19 protein-coding genes are annotated in these 17,925 nt (G+C 60.0%); 7 read left to right on the forward strand and 12 right to left on the reverse strand.

The window, feature by feature from the left end; genetic code table 11:
- Positions 1 to 27: 27 nt before the first annotated feature.
- A complete protein-coding gene (locus D109_RS0118055) occupies positions 28 to 411 on the reverse strand; it encodes a PaaI family thioesterase (RefSeq protein ID WP_008435797.1) in 384 nt (127 codons plus the stop codon).
- Entirely contained in the window at positions 411 to 2,735 is a 2,325-nt protein-coding gene (locus D109_RS0118060; RefSeq protein WP_017478108.1) for a Tex family protein, read from the reverse strand. Before D109_RS0118060 ends, D109_RS0118055 begins: the two co-directional genes overlap by 1 nt.
- Before the next feature lie 357 nt (positions 2,736 to 3,092).
- Between D109_RS0118060 and ompR the strand changes: the two genes are divergently transcribed.
- Positions 3,093 to 3,833 carry a two-component system response regulator OmpR gene (ompR, locus tag D109_RS0118065; protein ID WP_003213175.1) on the forward strand — a complete coding sequence of 247 codons (741 nt, stop codon included), beginning with the start codon at positions 3,093 to 3,095 and terminating at the stop codon, positions 3,831 to 3,833.
- 116 nt (positions 3,834 to 3,949) lie between these two features.
- Positions 3,950 to 5,263, forward strand: coding sequence for an ATP-binding protein (locus D109_RS0118070; protein WP_017478109.1), 1,314 nt, complete (start codon positions 3,950 to 3,952; stop codon positions 5,261 to 5,263).
- 124 nt (positions 5,264 to 5,387) lie between these two features.
- Here D109_RS0118070 and rimK read toward each other — a convergent pair whose 3' ends face one another.
- The 3 genes from rimK to D109_RS0118085 are packed head-to-tail and all read right to left on the reverse strand — an operon-like array spanning position 5,388 to position 7,568.
- Entirely contained in the window at positions 5,388 to 6,293 is a 906-nt protein-coding gene (rimK, locus tag D109_RS0118075) for a 30S ribosomal protein S6--L-glutamate ligase (RefSeq protein WP_010214091.1), read from the reverse strand.
- Positions 6,290 to 6,754 (reverse strand): ATP-dependent zinc protease, encoded by a 465-nt coding sequence (locus D109_RS0118080; RefSeq protein ID WP_017478110.1) that lies wholly within the window; start codon positions 6,752 to 6,754, stop codon positions 6,290 to 6,292. Before D109_RS0118080 ends, rimK begins: the two co-directional genes overlap by 4 nt.
- Before the next feature lie 34 nt (positions 6,755 to 6,788).
- The gene (locus D109_RS0118085) at positions 6,789 to 7,568 is read right to left on the reverse strand and encodes an EAL domain-containing protein (RefSeq protein ID WP_017478111.1); all 780 of its coding nucleotides are present in this window, start codon (positions 7,566 to 7,568) and stop codon (positions 6,789 to 6,791) included.
- 115 nt (positions 7,569 to 7,683) lie between these two features.
- On the opposite strand from D109_RS0118085, the gene D109_RS0118090 reads away from it, so the two are divergent.
- The gene (locus D109_RS0118090; protein ID WP_017478112.1) at positions 7,684 to 8,091 is read left to right on the forward strand and encodes an RNA-binding S4 domain-containing protein; all 408 of its coding nucleotides are present in this window, start codon (positions 7,684 to 7,686) and stop codon (positions 8,089 to 8,091) included.
- 42 nt (positions 8,092 to 8,133) lie between these two features.
- On the opposite strand, the gene D109_RS0118095 is transcribed toward D109_RS0118090, so the two are convergent.
- Positions 8,134 to 8,934 carry a phosphatase PAP2 family protein gene (locus D109_RS0118095; RefSeq protein WP_017478113.1) on the reverse strand — a complete coding sequence of 267 codons (801 nt, stop codon included), beginning with the start codon at positions 8,932 to 8,934 and terminating at the stop codon, positions 8,134 to 8,136.
- Between the two features lie 125 nt (positions 8,935 to 9,059).
- Between D109_RS0118095 and hslO the strand changes: the two genes are divergently transcribed.
- Both hslO and D109_RS0118105 read left to right on the forward strand, forming a co-directional pair.
- Positions 9,060 to 9,962 carry an Hsp33 family molecular chaperone HslO gene (hslO, locus tag D109_RS0118100; RefSeq protein ID WP_017478114.1) on the forward strand — a complete coding sequence of 301 codons (903 nt, stop codon included), beginning with the start codon at positions 9,060 to 9,062 and terminating at the stop codon, positions 9,960 to 9,962.
- Between the two features lie 179 nt (positions 9,963 to 10,141).
- On the forward strand, positions 10,142 to 11,683 hold the full coding sequence (locus D109_RS0118105) for a phosphoenolpyruvate carboxykinase (RefSeq protein ID WP_017478115.1): 1,542 nt from the start codon (positions 10,142 to 10,144) through the stop codon (positions 11,681 to 11,683).
- A 57-nt stretch (positions 11,684 to 11,740) separates the two neighbouring features.
- On the opposite strand, the gene D109_RS0118110 is transcribed toward D109_RS0118105, so the two are convergent.
- From D109_RS0118110 to D109_RS1000000132945, 5 genes are all read right to left on the reverse strand, one after another.
- Positions 11,741 to 12,592, reverse strand: a complete 852-nt coding sequence (locus tag D109_RS0118110; RefSeq protein ID WP_017478116.1) for a DMT family transporter — start codon at positions 12,590 to 12,592, stop codon at positions 11,741 to 11,743.
- 115 nt (positions 12,593 to 12,707) lie between these two features.
- Positions 12,708 to 13,085, reverse strand: a complete 378-nt coding sequence (locus tag D109_RS0118115) for a DUF1493 family protein (protein ID WP_017478117.1) — start codon at positions 13,083 to 13,085, stop codon at positions 12,708 to 12,710.
- Positions 13,086 to 13,253: 168 nt separating this feature from the next.
- On the reverse strand, positions 13,254 to 13,556 hold the full coding sequence (locus tag D109_RS0118120; protein WP_017478118.1) for a hypothetical protein: 303 nt from the start codon (positions 13,554 to 13,556) through the stop codon (positions 13,254 to 13,256).
- Between the two features lie 298 nt (positions 13,557 to 13,854).
- On the reverse strand, positions 13,855 to 14,448 hold the full coding sequence (locus D109_RS0118125) for a putative adenosine monophosphate-protein transferase Fic (RefSeq protein ID WP_017478119.1): 594 nt from the start codon (positions 14,446 to 14,448) through the stop codon (positions 13,855 to 13,857).
- Positions 14,448 to 14,618, reverse strand: a complete 171-nt coding sequence (locus D109_RS1000000132945) for a YhfG family protein (RefSeq protein WP_017478120.1) — start codon at positions 14,616 to 14,618, stop codon at positions 14,448 to 14,450. Before D109_RS1000000132945 ends, D109_RS0118125 begins: the two co-directional genes overlap by 1 nt.
- A 209-nt stretch (positions 14,619 to 14,827) precedes the next feature.
- On the opposite strand from D109_RS1000000132945, the gene D109_RS0118135 reads away from it, so the two are divergent.
- A complete protein-coding gene (locus D109_RS0118135) occupies positions 14,828 to 16,765 on the forward strand; it encodes an ATP-dependent DNA helicase RecQ (protein WP_017478121.1) in 1,938 nt (645 codons plus the stop codon).
- A 22-nt stretch (positions 16,766 to 16,787) separates the two neighbouring features.
- On the forward strand, positions 16,788 to 17,219 hold the full coding sequence (locus D109_RS0118140) for a thioesterase family protein (RefSeq protein ID WP_017478122.1): 432 nt from the start codon (positions 16,788 to 16,790) through the stop codon (positions 17,217 to 17,219).
- Between the two features lie 132 nt (positions 17,220 to 17,351).
- Here D109_RS0118140 and D109_RS0118145 read toward each other — a convergent pair whose 3' ends face one another.
- Entirely contained in the window at positions 17,352 to 17,828 is a 477-nt protein-coding gene (locus tag D109_RS0118145) for a glycine zipper domain-containing protein (protein WP_017478123.1), read from the reverse strand.
- Between the last annotated feature and the right edge of the window lie 97 nt (positions 17,829 to 17,925).

Below are 17,925 nucleotides of genomic sequence, written 5' to 3' on the forward strand. Positions count from 1 at the left end.
AAATTAACTCAAATCGATGACAGGGAGCTATAGGACAGCGAAGGTGCCTTGTGCTTTTGCGACCAGTTTTTCGTCCTGGTACACGTCAGCCTCGACCACCAGCGTACGCCGACCGGGGTGAATCACCCGGGCAGTGCACAGCACATCGCCGTCGGAAACGGCACGGATGTAGTTGATCTTGCATTCGATGGTCGCGCTTTGCTGGTCGAAACCATGGGAACTGGAACAGGCCAGTCCCATGGCAATGTCCACCAGGCTGAAGATCGCCCCGCCATGGAGCTTGCCAGCGCGGTTGCGCAACTGCGGCTCCAGGGTCATGGCCACCTCGGCAACGCCGGTTTCCAGGCGTTGCAGGCGGCAGCCAATGAGTTCGCTGAAAGCGCTGTGGGTCAAGCCGGCTGGCAGTTCCATTAACGTTTCTTCAGTTGTTTGGCGTTGGCGAACAGCGAAGCCATGGCGTTATTGGCCGGGGCTGGCGCGGCGGTTTCCTTGCGCGGTGCACTGCCTTGGGACTGGCGTGGCGCCGAGCCAGGGCGTGCGCCGCGGGCACCGTCGATTTTTTCGCCCGGGGTGTCGCTCATGCGCATCGACAGGCCGACGCGTTTGCGCGGGATGTCGACTTCCATGACCTTGACCTTGACCACGTCACCGGCTTTTACGGCTTCGCGCGGGTCCTTGATGAACTTCTCCGAAAGCGCGGAGATGTGCACCAAACCGTCCTGATGCACGCCGATATCCACAAACGCGCCAAAGTTGGTCACGTTGGTCACCACGCCCTCGAGGATCATCCCCAGTTGCAGGTCCTTGAGGTCTTCGACACCGTCCTGGAACTCAGCGGTCTTGAACTCGGGGCGCGGGTCGCGGCCCGGTTTTTCCAGTTCTTGCAGGATGTCGGTGATGGTCGGCACACCGAAGGTTTCGTCGGTGTACTTTTTCGGGTCCAGGCGCTTGAGGAACGCGGCATCGCCGATCAGCGAGCGGATGTCGCGGTCGGTTTCAGCGGCGATGCGTTGTACCAGCGGGTAGGCTTCCGGGTGGACGGCCGAGGAGTCCAGCGGGTTGTCGCCGTTCATGACGCGCAGGAAGCCGGCGGCTTGCTCAAAGGTTTTTTCGCCAAGGCGTGCGACTTTTTTCAGCGCTGCACGGGTCTTGAACGCACCGTTTTCGTCGCGGTGGGTCACGATGTTCTGCGCCAGGGTGGTGTTGAGGCCGGAGATCCGGGCCAACAGCGCTACCGAGGCGGTGTTCACGTCCACGCCGACCTTGTTCACGCAGTCTTCCACTACCGCATCCAGGCCGCGTGCCAGTTTCAGCTGCGATACGTCGTGCTGGTACTGGCCGACGCCGATGGATTTCGGATCGATCTTCACCAGCTCGGCCAGTGGATCCTGCAGGCGGCGAGCGATGGACACGGCGCCACGGATCGACACGTCGAGGTCCGGGAATTCCTTGGACGCCAGTTCAGACGCGGAGTACACCGAAGCGCCGGCCTCGGAGACCATCACCTTGGTCATCTGCATGCCTGGGTATTTTTTGATCAGCTCGGCGGCCAGCTTGTCGGTTTCACGGCTGGCGGTGCCGTTACCGATGGCGATCAGGTCCACCGAGTGCTTGGCGCACAAGGCGGCCAGGATCGCGATGGTCTGGTCCCACTTGTTGTGCGGCACGTGGGGGTAAACCGTGGCATGGTCGAGCAGCTTGCCGGTGGCGTCGACCACGGCAACCTTGCAGCCGGTGCGCAAGCCCGGGTCGAGACCCAGGGTGGCGCGTGGGCCGGCAGGCGCGGCCAGCAGCAGGTCGTGCAGGTTGTGGGCGAACACGCTGATGGCTTCGGTCTCGGCGCCGTCGCGCAGCTCGCCCAGCAAGTCGGTTTCCAGGTGGGTGTAGAGCTTGACCTTCCAGGTCCAGCGCACGACTTCACTGAGCCATTTGTCCGCAGGACGATTCTGATTCTGGATGCCGAATTGTTGACCGATCATGCCTTCGCAGGGGTGCATGGTGCCTGGCAGCTCGTCGCCGACTTTCAGCGCGGAGCTCAGGATGCCTTCGTTGCGACCGCGGAAAATCGCGAGCGCACGGTGGGACGGCATGCTTTTCAGCGGCTCGTCGTGTTCGAAGTAATCGCGGAACTTGGCGCCTTCCTCTTCCTTGCCGGCGATCACGCGGGCACTGAGGGTGGCTTCCTGTTTCAGGTAGTTGCGCAGTTTTTCCAGCAGGTTGGCGTCTTCGGCGAAGCGCTCCATGAGGATGTACTTGGCGCCTTCAAGGGCGGCCTTGACATCGGCGACGCCTTTTTCGGCATCGACAAAGCGTGCCGCTTCGGTTTCCGGGGCCAGGGACGGGTCGTTGAAGAGGCCGTCGGCCAGCTCGCCGAGGCCGGCTTCCAGGGCGATCTGGCCCTTGGTGCGGCGCTTCTGCTTGTACGGCAGGTACAAGTCTTCGAGGCGGGTCTTGGTGTCGGCGAGCTTGATGTCGCGTTCCAGCTGCGGGGTCAGCTTGCCTTGCTCTTCGATGCTGGCGAGGATGCTGATACGCCGTTCGTCGAGTTCTCGCAGGTAGCGCAGGCGCTCTTCCAGATGCCGCAACTGGATATCATCGAGGCTGCCGGTGACTTCTTTACGGTAACGGGCGATGAAGGGAACCGTGGAGCCTTCATCCAGTAGAGCGACGGCCGCTTCGACCTGTTGTGGGCGTACACCGAGTTCCTCGGCGATGCGGCTGTTGATGCTGTCCATAAAACCACCTGAAATTCTGAAAGCAGGCTCGCAGGCCCGGAAAACAAGGCTTGCGAGGCTGGTTGAGCGGCCCGACTGGCGCCGCTGCCTGGGTCAAGAGGCAGCCTATTGACCCTCGAAATCGAAAAAATCACTACAAGCGGGTGAAAAAAATCCCCATGCAGTAAACGGCAACGAACTGACGTTGCCCTGCACAAAGGCGCCGCATTATAACCAGCGTTCCGCCCTTGGGGGGATTGCGGCCAAGGTTGTAGGGCGCGGGTTCGCTGGCGGTAGAGGAAAAATCTGCTAACAATGCACACGGTGCGTATAACGGCAGCTACGCCATAATGCGCGCCGAGATAAGAGGAGCATCTAATGAGCAGCACTGCACAAACTGCTGAAGGCGAAAAAATTCTCATCGTTGATGACGATCCCGGGCTGAGCAGCCTGCTGGAGCGTTTCTTCAACTCCAAGGGCTATCGCGCACGCGCGGTGCCAAACACCGAACAGATGGACCGCCTGTTGGGACGTGAAGTCTTCAACCTGGTGGTGCTGGACCTGATGCTGCCCGGCGAAGACGGCCTGACCGCCTGCAAGCGCCTGCGCGGCGCCAACAATCAGATCCCGATCATCATGCTGACCGCCAAGGGCGATGAGCTGAGCCGCATCAAGGGCCTGGAACTGGGCGCCGACGATTACCTGGCCAAGCCGTTCAACCCGGACGAGCTGATGGCGCGGGTCAAGGCCGTACTGCGTCGCCAGGCTGCCCCGGTACCGGGCGCCCCAGGCAGCGAAGATGAGAGCGTGACCTTCGGTGACTACGAGCTGTCGCTGGCCACCCGTGAGCTCAAGCGTGGCGATGAAGTGCACATGCTGACCACCGGCGAATTCGCCGTGCTCAAGGCATTGGTGATGAACGCTCGCCAGCCGCTGACCCGCGACAAGCTGATGAACCTGGCCCGTGGCCGCGAGTGGGACGCCCTGGAGCGCTCCATCGACGTACAGATCTCCCGTCTGCGCCGGATGATCGAGCCCGATCCATCCAAGCCGCGTTATATCCAGACGGTGTGGGGCGTGGGTTACGTGTTTGTGCCGGATGGCACTGCAACCAAGTGACCGATGATTTGCAGAAGCGGGCTTGCCGGTGATGACTCGATAAGAGTCAGCCGGTTGCCCGGCGTTTGCAATTCTGCGAGCCTCGCTCGCTCCTGCAAGGTGTCTAGCTGTCTTTTATGAAAACCCCGTTGTGGTTCCCACAGAGTTTCTTCTCACGCACCCTTTGGCTGGTGCTCATCGTCGTACTGTTTTCCAAAGCCCTGACACTGGTTTATCTGTTGATGAACGAAGACGTGCTGGTGGACCGGCAGTACAGCCACGGTGTCGCCCTGACCTTGCGCGCCTACTGGGCCGCAGACCCCGAGAACCGCGAGAAGATCGCCAAGGCCGCTACCCTGGTCCGGGTCGCGGGTGCGGGTGTGCCCGAGGGCGAGCAACATTGGCCCTACAGCGAAATCTACCAACGCCAGATGCAGGCCGAACTGGGTGAAGACACCGAGGTGCGGCTACGCATGCATGTATCACCGGCGCTCTGGGTGCGGGCCCCAAGCCTGGGCGAGGACTGGCTGAAGGTGCCGCTGTATCCGCATCCCTTGCGGGGGCAGAAGATCTGGAACGTGCTGGGCTGGTTCCTGGCGATTGGCTTGCTTTCCACCGCATCTGCCTGGATTTTTGTGCGCCAGCTCAACCAGCCACTCAAACGCCTGGTGTTTGCTGCACGCCAGCTCGGTCAGGGCCGCAGCGTGCGGCTGCCCATCAGCGATACGCCGAGTGAGATGACCGAGGTGTACAGCGCGTTCAACCAGATGGCCGAGGATGTCGAACAGGCGGGGCGCGAGCGCGAGCTGATGTTGGCGGGGGTGTCCCATGACCTGCGTACGCCGTTGACGCGATTGCGGCTTTCCCTGGAACTGATGGGCAACCACACCGACCTGACCGACGATATGGTCCGCGATATCGAGGACATGGACGCGATTCTCGACCAGTTCCTCGCGTTCATCCGCGATGGCCGGGACGAGGTGGTGGAAGAGGTCGACCTGACGGACCTGGTGCGTGAGGTGGTGGCGCCCTACAACCAGAACGGTGAGCAGGTGCGCATGCGCCTAGAGCCGATCCAGCCGTTCGCGTTGCGTCGGGTCTCGATGAAACGCCTGCTGAACAACCTGATTGGCAACGCCCTGCATCACGCCGGTTCCGATGTTGAAGTGGCAGCGTATGTCTCCGGGGATACCAGTGCGCCTTACGTGGTGCTGAGTGTCCTGGACCGTGGCGCCGGTATCGATCCGGCGGAGCTGGAAGGCATCTTCAACCCGTTCACCCGTGGCGACCGTGCCCGGGGTGGTAAAGGCACGGGCCTGGGGCTGGCGATTGTGCGGCGGATTGCTTCGATGCATGGCGGCAATGTCGAATTGCGTAACCGGCCGGATGGCGGTTTGGAAGCACGGGTTCGCTTGCCGTTGGGGCTGATGTTGCCCAGGGACGCGGTCTAAATGTGGGAGCGAGCTTGCTCGCGAAGGCGGTGGGTCAGTCCATAGAAATGTTGACTGATCCACCGCCTTCGCGAGCAAGCCCGCTCCCACACTGGTTTTGCGGTGCTTTACAGGTTGGGAGTCCTCAACCTTTGCCTTTGGTCCTGGTCATATTCGGCCCACCATTCTTCTCCAGATGCTGAATGATGATCCCCGCCACATCCTTGCCGGTGGTGGTCTCAATCCCTTCCAGGCCCGGTGACGAGTTCACCTCCATCACCAGCGGCCCGTGGTTGGAACGCAAGATATCCACACCCGCCACACTCAACCCCATGACCTTGGCCGCCCGCAGGGCCGTCATGCGTTCTTCCGGGGTGATCTTGATCAGGCTGGCACTGCCGCCACGGTGCAGGTTGGAGCGAAACTCACCCGGCTTGGCCTGGCGCTTCATCGCGGCAATCACCTTGTCGCCCACCACGAAGCAGCGGATATCTGCACCGCCGGCCTCCTTGATGTACTCCTGCACCATGATGTTCTGCTTGAGGCCCATGAACGCCTCGATTACCGACTCGGCCGCTGTCGCGGTCTCGCACAGCACCACGCCGATGCCCTGGGTGCCTTCCAGCACTTTGATCACCAGAGGCGCGCCATTGACCATATCGATCAGGTCGGGAATGTCATCCGGGGAGTGCGCAAAGCCGGTCACCGGCAAACCAATGCCCCGACGCGACAGCAGCTGCAGCGAGCGCAGCTTGTCCCGCGAACGGGCGATGGCCACCGATTCATTCAGAGGGAACACCCCCATCATTTCAAACTGGCGCAACACCGCGCAGCCATAGAACGTCACTGACGCACCGATGCGCGGGATCACCGCATCGAAGCCTTCCAGCGGCTTGCCCCGGTAGTGGATCTGCGGCTTATGACTGGCAATGTTCATATAGGCGCGCAACGTATCGATCACCACCATCTCATGGCCACGTTCGGTGCCGGCCTCGACCAGGCGACGGGTGGAATACAGACGCGGGTTACGCGACAGCACAGCGATCTTCATGCAACACCTGTGGCAGAGGTAGTAGAGACCGGGAACACCGGCTTGTCTTGAACGTATTTGAGGCCGGGGTTGACCACCAGTTGGCCGTCAATCAGGGCTTTGGAACCCAGCAGCAGGCGGTAACGCATGGCCTTGCGGCAGGCGAGGGTGAATTCCACCCGCCATACCCGATCGCCCAGGGCCAGGGTGGTGCTGATCACGTATCGCACCTGGGCCTGGCCGTTGGAGCTTTTAATGGTTTTCATCGCCACCAGCGGCGCTTCGCAGCGCCGGTGACGCAATTGCACCACGCTGCCCAGGTGCGCGGTAAAGCGCACCCACTTTGCACCGTCGCGCTCAAATGGCTCGATCTCGGTGGCATGCAGGCTTGAGGTACTGGCGCCGGTGTCGATCTTGGCGCGCAGGCCAGCCACTCCCAAATCGGGAAGTGCCACCCACTCACGCAGACCCACAACGGTCAAATGGTCAAATGTCTTCAATATGAATAACCAGCAATTAATTCGCCCAGGCGTCGGGGGATACCTTGGCCAGGGCTTTGAATGCAGGCCTGGCGAACCAGTAGCCTTGCATCAGGAATATTCCACAGTCGGCGAGAAAGTCTCGTTCGCCAGCACTTTCGATGCCTTCGGCGATGACAGTAACGCCCAACTGCTCACAGATTGTGACAATCCCCCGGACGATCACCTGACGGACACGATCACGGTCAACATCGCGGATCAGCGCCATGTCGAGTTTGATCAGGTCGGGTTGGAAATCGGCCAGCAGATTCAGCCCCGAATAGCCCGCCCCGAAATCGTCGATGGCGGTCTTGAAGCCGAATTCGCGGTATTCACGCAGAATATTCGTCAAATGGCGATAGTTATCTACGTGCTCGCTTTCCAGTGTTTCGAAAATCAGCCGGTCCAGCGGAAAATTGTGTGCGCGAGCTGCCTCCAGGGTGCTGCGAATGCAAAGTTCCGGCCGGTACACCGCGTTGGGCATGAAGTTGATTGAAAGATGCGTCTGAATGCCCAGTGTCGAGGCGGTGGCGATCGCCTTGGTGCGGCATTGCTGGTCGAAACGGTAGCGATTGCTGTCGTTGACTTGATCCAGCACCGACAGCGCCCCCTCGCCATTGACGCCCCGCACCAGGGCTTCATGGGCAAAGATCGACTGGTCCCGCAGGTCCACGATAGGCTGATACGCAAAATCAAACTCAAAACCCAGCGGTTCACTTTGCTGGCAACCCGCACAGCCTTGTTTGGGTGAGGTGAGTGAAACAGGAAAGTCGGTCACACGTTAACCTCGCGAAAACAGATACTGCCTGGCGTATCTTAGGTGAGGTGAAGGGTTTATGCGTTGAAGGGGTTCAACGGTAAAGTTGCGACATTTTTCAGAGCGAGGAATTCAAGTGGCTCAGAAGCAGGAAGAGGAAGAAAAAGTCCGGCTGGACAAGTGGTTGTGGGCGGCGCGCTTCTTCAAGACCCGCGCCCTGGCCAAAGCGGCCATCGAGAGTGGCAAGGTGCACTGGCGCGGTGAGCGTTGCAAGCCCGGCAAGGAGCCACGCATTGGCGATGAATTCCAGATTCGCGCCGGTTTTGATGAACGAACCGTCGTGGTCCAGGCGCTTTCAATTGTGCGAAAGGGCGCTCCCGAGGCGCAGGCGTTGTATACCGAGACCGAAGCCAGTATCGCCAAGCGCGAAAACGCGGCGGCCATGCGCAAGGCGGGCTCCCTGGGCATGACCACCGACGGCAAGCCGAGCAAGAAACAGCGGCGCGACCTGTTCAAGTTTCGCGGCAGTGGCAATGATGATTAACCGGCAGACTGCAGGAGCCAGGCCGGCTCCTGCAACTTCAACTCAAACGCTGCGAATCACGCTCAAGCGATTAACCAGCGGCACCCGCTGAAACCACTCAAACACTGGTCCCGTCAGCCGCAACAGCCCTCCTGAAACCTTCGCCGCGAAGGGCGTGTAGTAACCCCAACCCAACGCCAACAGCGCCAGCAACACCCCGCCGATATAGTCGTCCTGCCCCCAATGCGCGCCGGCCACCAGCCGCGGCATCATGAACAGCAGTGCCAGCCCCCAGATCACCAAGACCTGCCCGAGGCGCTTGGCGAACACGGTCATGAACATCCCCCAGATCAACAACACCGAAGCATGATCCCCCGGAAAACTCTGGCTGGAGCGGTCCTTCAATTCCCACGTTTTCTCAAGGCCGGGGAAATAGTCACTCATCTGAATCGCCCCGCTGATCACCATCGACGGGCTATGGTGTTGCCAGCCCATCTGCGCTGCGAGCTTGGAAAACAGCATGCGGATAAACAACAACAACAGCAGAATGCCCAGGAATCCGAAAAACGCCTGGCGCACTTCAATCGTCTTGAACACCCAATCGCCGCGGATCAACAGCGCCAGCAGAATCACCCCCACCACGGCATCAAACGGGCGCAAACTGGCCACCGCCCACACATGCAACCACGCCTGGCTGCTCGCCAAGGGGTCGTTGAGCAGATGAAACAGCCACTCGTCGAAAACCACACAGACCGCCTGGCCCGCTGGCCAGAGCCAAAAACACAGCAGCCCCACAGCGAATAAATTGCACAGGGCCAATCCCCCGAGGTTCCACCTGGCTTGGAACAAACCCGGATTGTTCATAAACTGTTTCCTCTTTGCTTTAAAGCGCTTCGTTTTCCTAGAGAAGGCCGCACCAAAATGGTGCTAAAGCGTGTAATTCTATAAACGTTGTCATCTTTTTGTCATCAATTCAGATACCCAGACCTATGACTGATCTACCGGATACCGACTTCACCCAACGCTTCATCTTCGACGACAGCGACGCCCGTGGCGAACTGGTCGCCCTGGAGCGCAGCTATGCCGAAGTCCTCGCCAAGCACCCCTATCCGGAGCCGGTCGCGCAGTTGCTCGGCGAGCTGATGGCCGCCGCCTCGCTGCTGGTAGGCACCCTGAAGTTCGATGGTTTGCTGATCCTGCAGGCCCGCTCCGAAGGCCCGATCCCGCTGCTGATGATCGAATGCTCCAGCGAGCGCGAAATCCGTGGCCTGGCCCGATACGACGCGGACCGGATTGCCGCCGATGCGACCCTGGCTGACCTGATGCCTGACGGCGTGCTCGCACTGACCGTCGACCCGACTGAAGGCCAGCGTTACCAGGGCATCGTCGACCTCGACGGCGAAACCCTGTCCGACTGCTTCACCAACTATTTCGTGATGTCCCAGCAAGTGGGCACCCGCTTCTGGCTCAACGCCGACGGCAAGCGCGCCCGTGGCCTGCTGCTGCAACAACTGCCGGCCGACCGCATCAAGGACGAAGAAGACCGCGCCGACAGCTGGGCCCATATCACCGCCCTGGCCGGTACCTTGAAAGCCGAAGAACTGCTGGGCCTGGACAACGAAACCATTCTGCACCGCCTCTACCACGAAGAGGCCGTGCGCCTGTTCGACGTGCAATCCCTGCACTTCCACTGCAGTTGCTCCCGCGAGCGCTCGGCCACGGCCTTGGTCAGCCTGGGCCTGGAAGATGCGCAGGACCTGGTGGTGGAACACGGTGGCAACATCGAAATTGACTGCCAGTTCTGCAACCAGCGTTACCTGTTCGACGCCGCCGATATTGCTCAATTATTCGCCGGGGCGGGCGTAGACACCCCTTCAGGCACCCGCCACTAAAACGTTTAAGCACAGGTAAATCACCTGACAAACGCCGGATTTCCGCCGTTCTGACCGGAGGGCCCTACTCTTTTTGGGCTTTTCTGGCATAATCCGGCCCACTTTTTTCGCGGTAGTAGTGCGCAACTTTCTACTACAAAACGTTTGGAGCACTCGGCCACTGGCCGACGGGGAACCTCATGACGCAAGCCAATAACGCCGTATACACCGATCTGAGTGTTGACGATCTGGTCAAAGAAGCCCTGCAGCGCGGTGAAGGCGTGCTTGCCGATACCGGCGCGCTGGTCGTAGAAACCGGTCATCGTACCGGCCGTTCGCCAGTTGACCGCTTCATCGTTGAAGAGCCTTCCACCCAGGCTGCCATTGCCTGGGGCCCGATCAACCGCAAGTTCCCGGCCGACAAGTTCGATGCCCTGTGGGCTCGCGTCGAGGCATTCAACAACGCGCAAGAGCATTTCGTTTCCCACGTTCACGTAGGGGCTGCAGAAGACCACTACCTGGCTGTGAAAATGACCACCCAGACTGCCTGGCAGAACCTGTTCGGTCGTTGCCTGTTCATCAACCCGGCCCAGTACAACCCGGCCGGTCGTGAAGAGTGGCAAGTGCTCAACGTGGCCAACTTCGAATGCGTGCCAGAGCGTGACGGCACCAACTCCGACGGTTGCGTGATCCTTAACTTCGCCCAGAAAAAAGTGCTGATCGCCGGCATGCGTTACGCCGGTGAGATGAAAAAAGCCATGTTCTCGGTGCAAAACTTCCTGCTGCCGGCCTCCGACGTACTGCCGATGCACTGCGCCGCCAACATCGGCGAAGCCGGCGACGTAACCCTGTTCTTCGGCCTGTCGGGCACGGGTAAAACCACCCTGTCCGCCGACGAAAGCCGCTACCTGATCGGCGACGACGAACACGGCTGGGGCGAAGGTGTTGTGTTCAACATCGAAGGCGGTTGCTATGCCAAGTGCATCGACCTGTCCGAGAAGAACGAGCCGGTTATCTGGAAAGCCATCAAGCACGGCGCCGTGCTGGAAAACGTCGTCATCGACGACGCCAAGCACGCCGACTACGCTGACGTCAGCCTGACCCAGAACAGCCGCGCCGCCTACCCGCTGGAACACGTTGCCAAGCGCTCCGAGAAAAACCTCGGTGGCGAGCCAAACGCTGTGATCTTCCTGACCTGCGACCTGACCGGCGTACTGCCGCCAGTCTCGATCCTCAGCGAAGAACAAGCGGCCTACCACTTCCTGTCCGGTTACACCGCACTGGTGGGCTCGACCGAAATGGGTTCGGGCGCCGGCATCAAGTCGACCTTCTCCACCTGCTTCGGCGCACCGTTCTTCCCGCGCCCGGCTGGCGAATACGCAGAACTGCTGATCAAGCGCATCCGCGGCTTCGGCTCCAAGGTTTACCTGGTCAACACCGGCTGGACCGGCGGCGGCTACGGCGTTGGCAAGCGCTTCAACATCCCGACCACCCGTGGCGTGATTGCAGCGATCCAGAGCGGTGCGTTGATTGGTGCCGAGACCGAGCACCTCGACACCATCAATCTGGACGTGCCATTGGCTGTACCGGGCGTCGAGACTGGCCTGTTGAACCCACGTAACACCTGGGCTGACAAGGCTGCCTACGATGAAGCCGCCAAGGCGCTGGCGGGTCTGTTCGTTGAGAACTTCAAGAAGTTTGAAGTGAGCGATGCGATCAAGGCTGCGGGTCCGAAGTTGTAAGATTCGGCCGTTGTGAAAAAGCCGCCCCTTGTGGGCGGCTTTTTTGTGGGCGATGGATTAGTCGACGAGGTGCAAAACCACGGCCCCGACCAACACCAGCACGACGCCGGTTACTTGCACCGCTGACAGCCGTTCCTTGAAAAACACAAACCCCAGAATCGCCGCGATCCCACCGGATAGCGTGCTGATCACCGTTACCACGGAAACCGACCCCGCCATCGCGCCCCACGAGAATGCCGAGAATCCACCCAGGTTCATCACGCTCGCCCCGGTCAGCGTTGCGCAGTTTTTCAGCGGTGGGATTTTCAGGCCGTCTTTGATCTTAAGTACCATCAACACCAGCACGCACAGGCCTACCAGGTAACCCAGCCAAAGCATCGTCACCGGGCCAAGCGTCGGCAGGGTGTAGCGGCCTTGTACCCAAAAGCTGGTGCCGTAGAGCAACGCTGCGAGCATCGCGTAGGCGATAGAGCGACTTGAGCTGTTGTGTGGGACGCCGTTGTCCTTGTGGATGCTGGAGAGGATCACACCCACCACGCACAGAGCGATGCAGCCGAGTTGGATCAGGCTGATGTGTTCGCCGCTGGCCCATGACAGCAACGAAGTCACCACGCCGTAGGACGTCACCAGAGGCGCGACGATGGCCGCTTTGCCCAGAGCGAAGGCCTTGGACAGTGCGAGGGCGCCGGAGACGGTCAGCAGGGCTGCTGCGGCGCCCAGGAGCCAGACACTCAAAGGCGCTGCGAGGGATTTGACCAGGAAGGCCGGGAATATGACCAGCAGCAGGGTCATGATCAGGAAGCCCAGGGCCTGGCCGAAGTACACCGCGCGTTTGACGCCGACGGCTCGGGCGTTGAGGCCCACGAGGAAGTCCGTGCCGCCCCAGAGCAGGGCGGCCAGCAGGCCCATTAGTACGTCCATGTAAGGTCCTTGTTATTTTTTTGAGGGCTGCGGTGTATCGGCTTATAGGTGTGTTGACTGTCCGGGCCTCATCGCGGGCAAGCCCGGCTCCCACATTAGATCTTTAGCGTGTTTGAGGTGTGTGTTCGCTCAGGCTTTCCAGGGTTTGCGTGTCCCAGCGTTGGGCCTTGATAGCCAGGTAAAGCATGCCGATGGTCAGCGGGATTTTGTCGCCGCGGCCTTTGGCTCTGTGCTTCAGGAAGACATCGAAGACGGGAGGTTGGAAATAACGATAAGCGTCGTAGTCGTTCAAGTCGACAGCGAAGTCTTGCTCCAGCGCTTCCAGCAATTGATTGGCTTCGGTGCCGTCGCAACCCAGGTCCAGGTTGATGGCCGTTTCAAGGCGCAGCGTCTTATGTTCGGGCAGACCAATTTCCTCATGCAGCAGTTGCAAGAGCTGTTGCATGGCAAGGTCTTCAGGAAAGTTGGGGGCCAGGTTCATGGTGGTTACGCGTGAGTGGGCAGGGCGACTGACTTTATCGATCGAACCATGATCCTTCAAACGAAACAGGTCAAATGTGGGAGCCGGGCTTGCCCGCGATGGCAGTGTGTCAGTGGTAGAGGTGTTTTCTGACACTCCGCTATCGCAGGCAAGCCAGCTCCCACATTTTTAGCTGTGTGGCTGCTCAGATGGCGTTCGCTTTACGGCGTCGGCGGTGGTGAGTTGCATCATTCCGTATTGGGCGGCTTCCAGCAGGTCACAGCCATCCTGGACCAGCAAATACAGTGCGTTGGTGATGTGGGAAATGTCTTTGATGTCCGCCTGTTCATAGGTCAGGCAGGAGAGGGTCTCTAGGAGGTCGGCAGCTGCCTGGATGTCTTCGGCAGCGGCGTCGGTGTCGATGAGAAGCGGATATGTCTCGGTAAAGTTGGTTGTCAGAAAGCGGTAGCGATTAACTGTCGAGTTGTTCATTGGAATGGTCCGAACACAAATTCAAAGGAATACGCCAAACGAACTGGCGTGTTTATCTCTGCTGTTTTTCGGGTGACCAAACCCGGCCGCTGAATTTGCAGCGACGGAGCGAACCTTGGCGGGAGTGTGGGGCGAGAGCACCAGCTTTAACGGACACTGATCGTTCCCACGCTCCGCGTGGGAATGCATCCCGTGACGCTCCGCGTCACCAGTGTTCATGGCTTGGGTCGTGCGCGGATGGCGGGACGCGGAGCGTCCCTGGCGGCATTCCCACGCGGAGCGTAGGGAACGATCGGGGCTAGCGCGGGGTGCTGATACACCGCTCGAAAATCGCCTCCAACCCCCGGTAATCACACGCCACCGCATCGATGTTCGCCGGTATCCACGCTGCGTTCTTCACCAGCCACCAGTTCACTGAAAACCCGGCATTCACGATGATCTGCTCGAACAGAATCCGCTGCGCCCGGCCATTCCCTTCGCGAAACGGGTGGATCACGTTGAGGTCGCCATAGGCCTCGGCAATTTGCGTCACCAACTCTGCCTGCGTCACGCCGACAAACCAGTTGGCCTGCGCCATGTGCTGGATGATCTTGGCTGCCTCAGGTGGAATTCGTTCCGGCGTGCAGAACAGCGTGTCGCCTTTCTGGATGTTGACCGTACGCAGTTCCCCGGCCCATTCGTAGATGTCCCCGAACAGGGTGCGGTGGATGTGTTGCAAGCGTTCAAGGTCGTAGGGCGGGGCATACAGCGGAAGGCTGCCTACGGCAATTTCAGACAGTTCCCGCTCGGCCTGGTGCAGGCGTTCTTCGTCGAACAAATCGAGGCGGTTGCGCAGGACGCTGCTACCGGGGTAGCAGTACGGGTCTTGGCCCACGCCATATTTGTCGAGCATCAGCGTGGGGTGTTGCGGTACTTGGCGAGGACGGCTTCGCGGGTCGGCAGGGGTTTGTCGACGTCGGCGGGCTGGGTGTCAAATCCTTCCAGGCGCAGGCTGGCCAGGTAGTTGGAACGGCGGATCTTGTGGTAGTGATCCTGCTTTTGCTCAAACGTCAGTTCGGCCATGACAGCGTCCTCTCGGTGCGAAGCTTGATTGTAGCGCAATGAGTTTCGAGATGCGTCCTGCGTAAGGTCGGAACGTTTCTCACGGGTGCCTACTCCACTTCCCAGGCTGTGTATCATCCAGACTCTTTTTTCCTTGCGACCTTTCTCGATTCGCTGAATGCGCTGGTCTATGTTTTGGGCTCGTTCAGCGGTCAATGGAGTGACAGCTTATGCACAACACCCTCCAACAGGTCTTTGGTTATCCACAGTTTCGTTTGGGCCAGGAGGCGGTGGTCAGTGCCGTGCTGGCCGGTCGTTCGGCGGCGGCGATTTTCCCCACCGGTTCCGGCAAGTCCCTGTGTTATCAACTTTCCGCCGTGCTGCTGCCGCACCTGACGCTGGTGGTGTCGCCGTTGCTGGCGTTGATGCAGGATCAGTTGGGTTTCTTGCAGCGCCACGGTATCTCGGCGGGCAGCATCGATTCGGCCCAGAGCCGCGATGATGCCAATGACGTCATGGCCCGGGCGCGCTCGGGCGAGCTGAAAATCCTGATGGTTTCCGTGGAGCGTTTGAAGAACGAGCGCTTTCGCAACTTCCTGCAAAGCGTGCCGATCTCGCTGCTGGTAGTGGACGAAGCTCACTGTATTTCCGAGTGGGGCCACAATTTTCGTCCGGACTACCTGAAGCTGCCGGACTACCAGCGTCAGTTCCGCATTCCCCAGGCGCTGTTGTTGACTGCCACCGCGACGCCCAAGGTGATCGCCGACATGCAGGCCAAGTTCGCCATTGCACCGGACGATGTGATCACCACCGGCTTCTACCGCTCCAACCTAAACCTGCTGGTGGAGCCGGTCAGCGGCCAGGACAAGCGCCGCCGTCTGGTGGAATGGATGAAGGAGCGGGCCAATCAGCCGAGCATCGTCTACGTCACCCTGCAGAAAACCGCCGAACACATTGCCGAGCATTTGAATCGCAACGGCATCCAGGCCGAGGCTTATCACGCGGGCTTGGCCCACGATAAACGCGAGGGCATTCAGAAGCGGTTCATGGGCGGCCAGTCCAATTGCATCGTCGCCACCATTGCTTTCGGCATGGGCATCGACAAGAGCGATATCCGCAATGTGGTGCACTTCGATCTGCCCAAATCCATCGAGAACTACAGTCAGGAAATCGGCCGGGCCGGGCGTGACGGGCAGCCATCTGACTGTCTGGTGTTGGCCAACCGCGACAGCCTGAATATCCTGGAAAACTTTGTGTACGGCGACACGCCGGAGCAGGAAGGGATTCGCCGCGTCCTGGAGGAAATACAGGCGGTCCGTGGTGATGGGCAATGGGAGTTTTTGCTTCGGTCACTGTCGGACCACAGCAATATCCGTGAACTGCCTCTGAAGACCTTGCTCGTGCAGCTTGAGCTCAAGGGCGTAATCGCGCCGCGCTACGCGTTTTACGCCGAGTACCGTTTCAAATATCTGATTGAGCCGGACGCATTGCTGGCGCGCTTTTCTGGCGAACGGCAGCAGTTTGTCGCGGCGATTATCCAGGTCTGTAAAAGGGCAAAGACCTGGGCGACGGTGGATTTCGACGCGCTGTATCAACAGCATCAGGCCGAGCGCAGTCGGGTGGTGAAGGCCCTGGATTACTTCCAGGAGCAGGGCCTGATCGAGATGGAAAGCAAGCAGATGACCGAGGTCTACGCGCTGCTGAATACCGACTTTGATCCACAGGCGCTTAGTACGGAGTTATACACAGGCTTCAAGCAGCATGAGGTGACGGAGGTGGCGCGGATTCACGCCATGCTGGATCTGTTCGCTACGCAGGAGTGCCTGGGGTACCGCCTGGCGCATTACTTCGGTGATGAAAACGCGCCCCGGCAATGCGGGCATTGTTCGGTGTGCCACGGTAACGTCGCCCACTTGCCAGCGCCACCGAGCTTGCCGCCGCTTGTGGATAAAAACTTTCAGGCGCTGTGCGGTGAATTTATCCACAGGCATCATGAATACAACGGCCACTTGCCGGGTGCTGAGCGTTTGACCCGGTTCCTGGGCGGGATCAGCGTGCCGTTGTTTACCAAGCTGAAGGCGCGAACTATTCCTGGTTTCGCCGCACTTGAGGAATATCCCTACGCCGAGGTGCGTGAATGGGCCGAAGCTCATTTGAACGACCTGTAACTTCACTGACCGAGATCTTTCCATGTCCGACTCAATGCCACAGCGCGCCGATTATCGCCACTTCCAGCCAATCATCACGCGCTGGCACGACAACGATGTATATGGCCACGTGAATAATGTCACCTACTACAGCTTCTTCGACACGGCGGTGAATACCTACCTGATCGAGCAGGGCGGGTTGGATATTCATGACGGCGAGGTGGTGGGATTCGTGGTGAGTTCGGCGTGCGACTACTTCGCCTCGATTGCCTTTCCGGACCGCATCGAGATCGGCCTGCGGGTGGGCAAGCTGGGCAACAGTTCGGTGCAGTATGAGTTGGCGGTGTTCAAGGCGGGCGAAGAGGACGCCTGTGCTGCGGGGAGGTTTGTGCATGTGTTTGTGGATCGGGCGTCGAACCAGCCGGTGACGATTCCAGAAGCGCTGCGAGGTGCCTTGCAGCGCTTGGTGGCATAACGCCGCTTATGTGGGAGCTGGCTTGCCTGCGATAGCATCGCCGCGATTTGGCTGATACACCGAGGCGACTGCATCGCAGGCTAGCCAGCTCCCACACTATTTTGCTGCGTTTTCCGGAAGGTATTTCCAGTCTTAGCGGTGGCGATTGTGATGCTTGTTGCGATGCCCATAAGCATGGCCGCGTCCGCGATGGTCGTCGCGGTCATAGCGGCGGTTATCGCGCCCACGGTAACGACGATCATCGTCATCGCTCTTGTTGCCCATGTAGTTGCCCAGCGCGCCACCGGCGCCACCGCCGGCTGCTGCGCCGATCAGGCTGCCGGTGCTGCCGCCGACACTGCGGCCTACAACGTTGCCGCCGGCTGCGCCCAATGCGCCGCCAATGGCAGCTTCGCCGCGGCTGCGCTTGTCTGCGCCCACCGCACTGCCGCCTGCGCCGCCGAGAGCCGCACCGATGGCTGAACCGGTGTTACCGCCCAACTGCTGACCTACGACCGAACCTAAAACCCCGCCCAATGCGCCGCCCACACCGGCTTCGGTGGTGCCACCGGCCATGGCTGCGCCACTGACCAGGCCAAGGGACAACAAGAGAATCGAGGAGAACTTCATAGAGGAACCTCAAGAGGATGACGGCGCGATCCTGAGGTTGTATCGAGACGGTGACAATCGAAACCCGACCAGTGGTATGGGTTGTATACAATTCTCT

This window comes from Pseudomonas sp. PAMC 26793 (assembly GCF_000313235.1).
Classification (GTDB): domain Bacteria; phylum Pseudomonadota; class Gammaproteobacteria; order Pseudomonadales; family Pseudomonadaceae; genus Aquipseudomonas; species Aquipseudomonas yamanorum.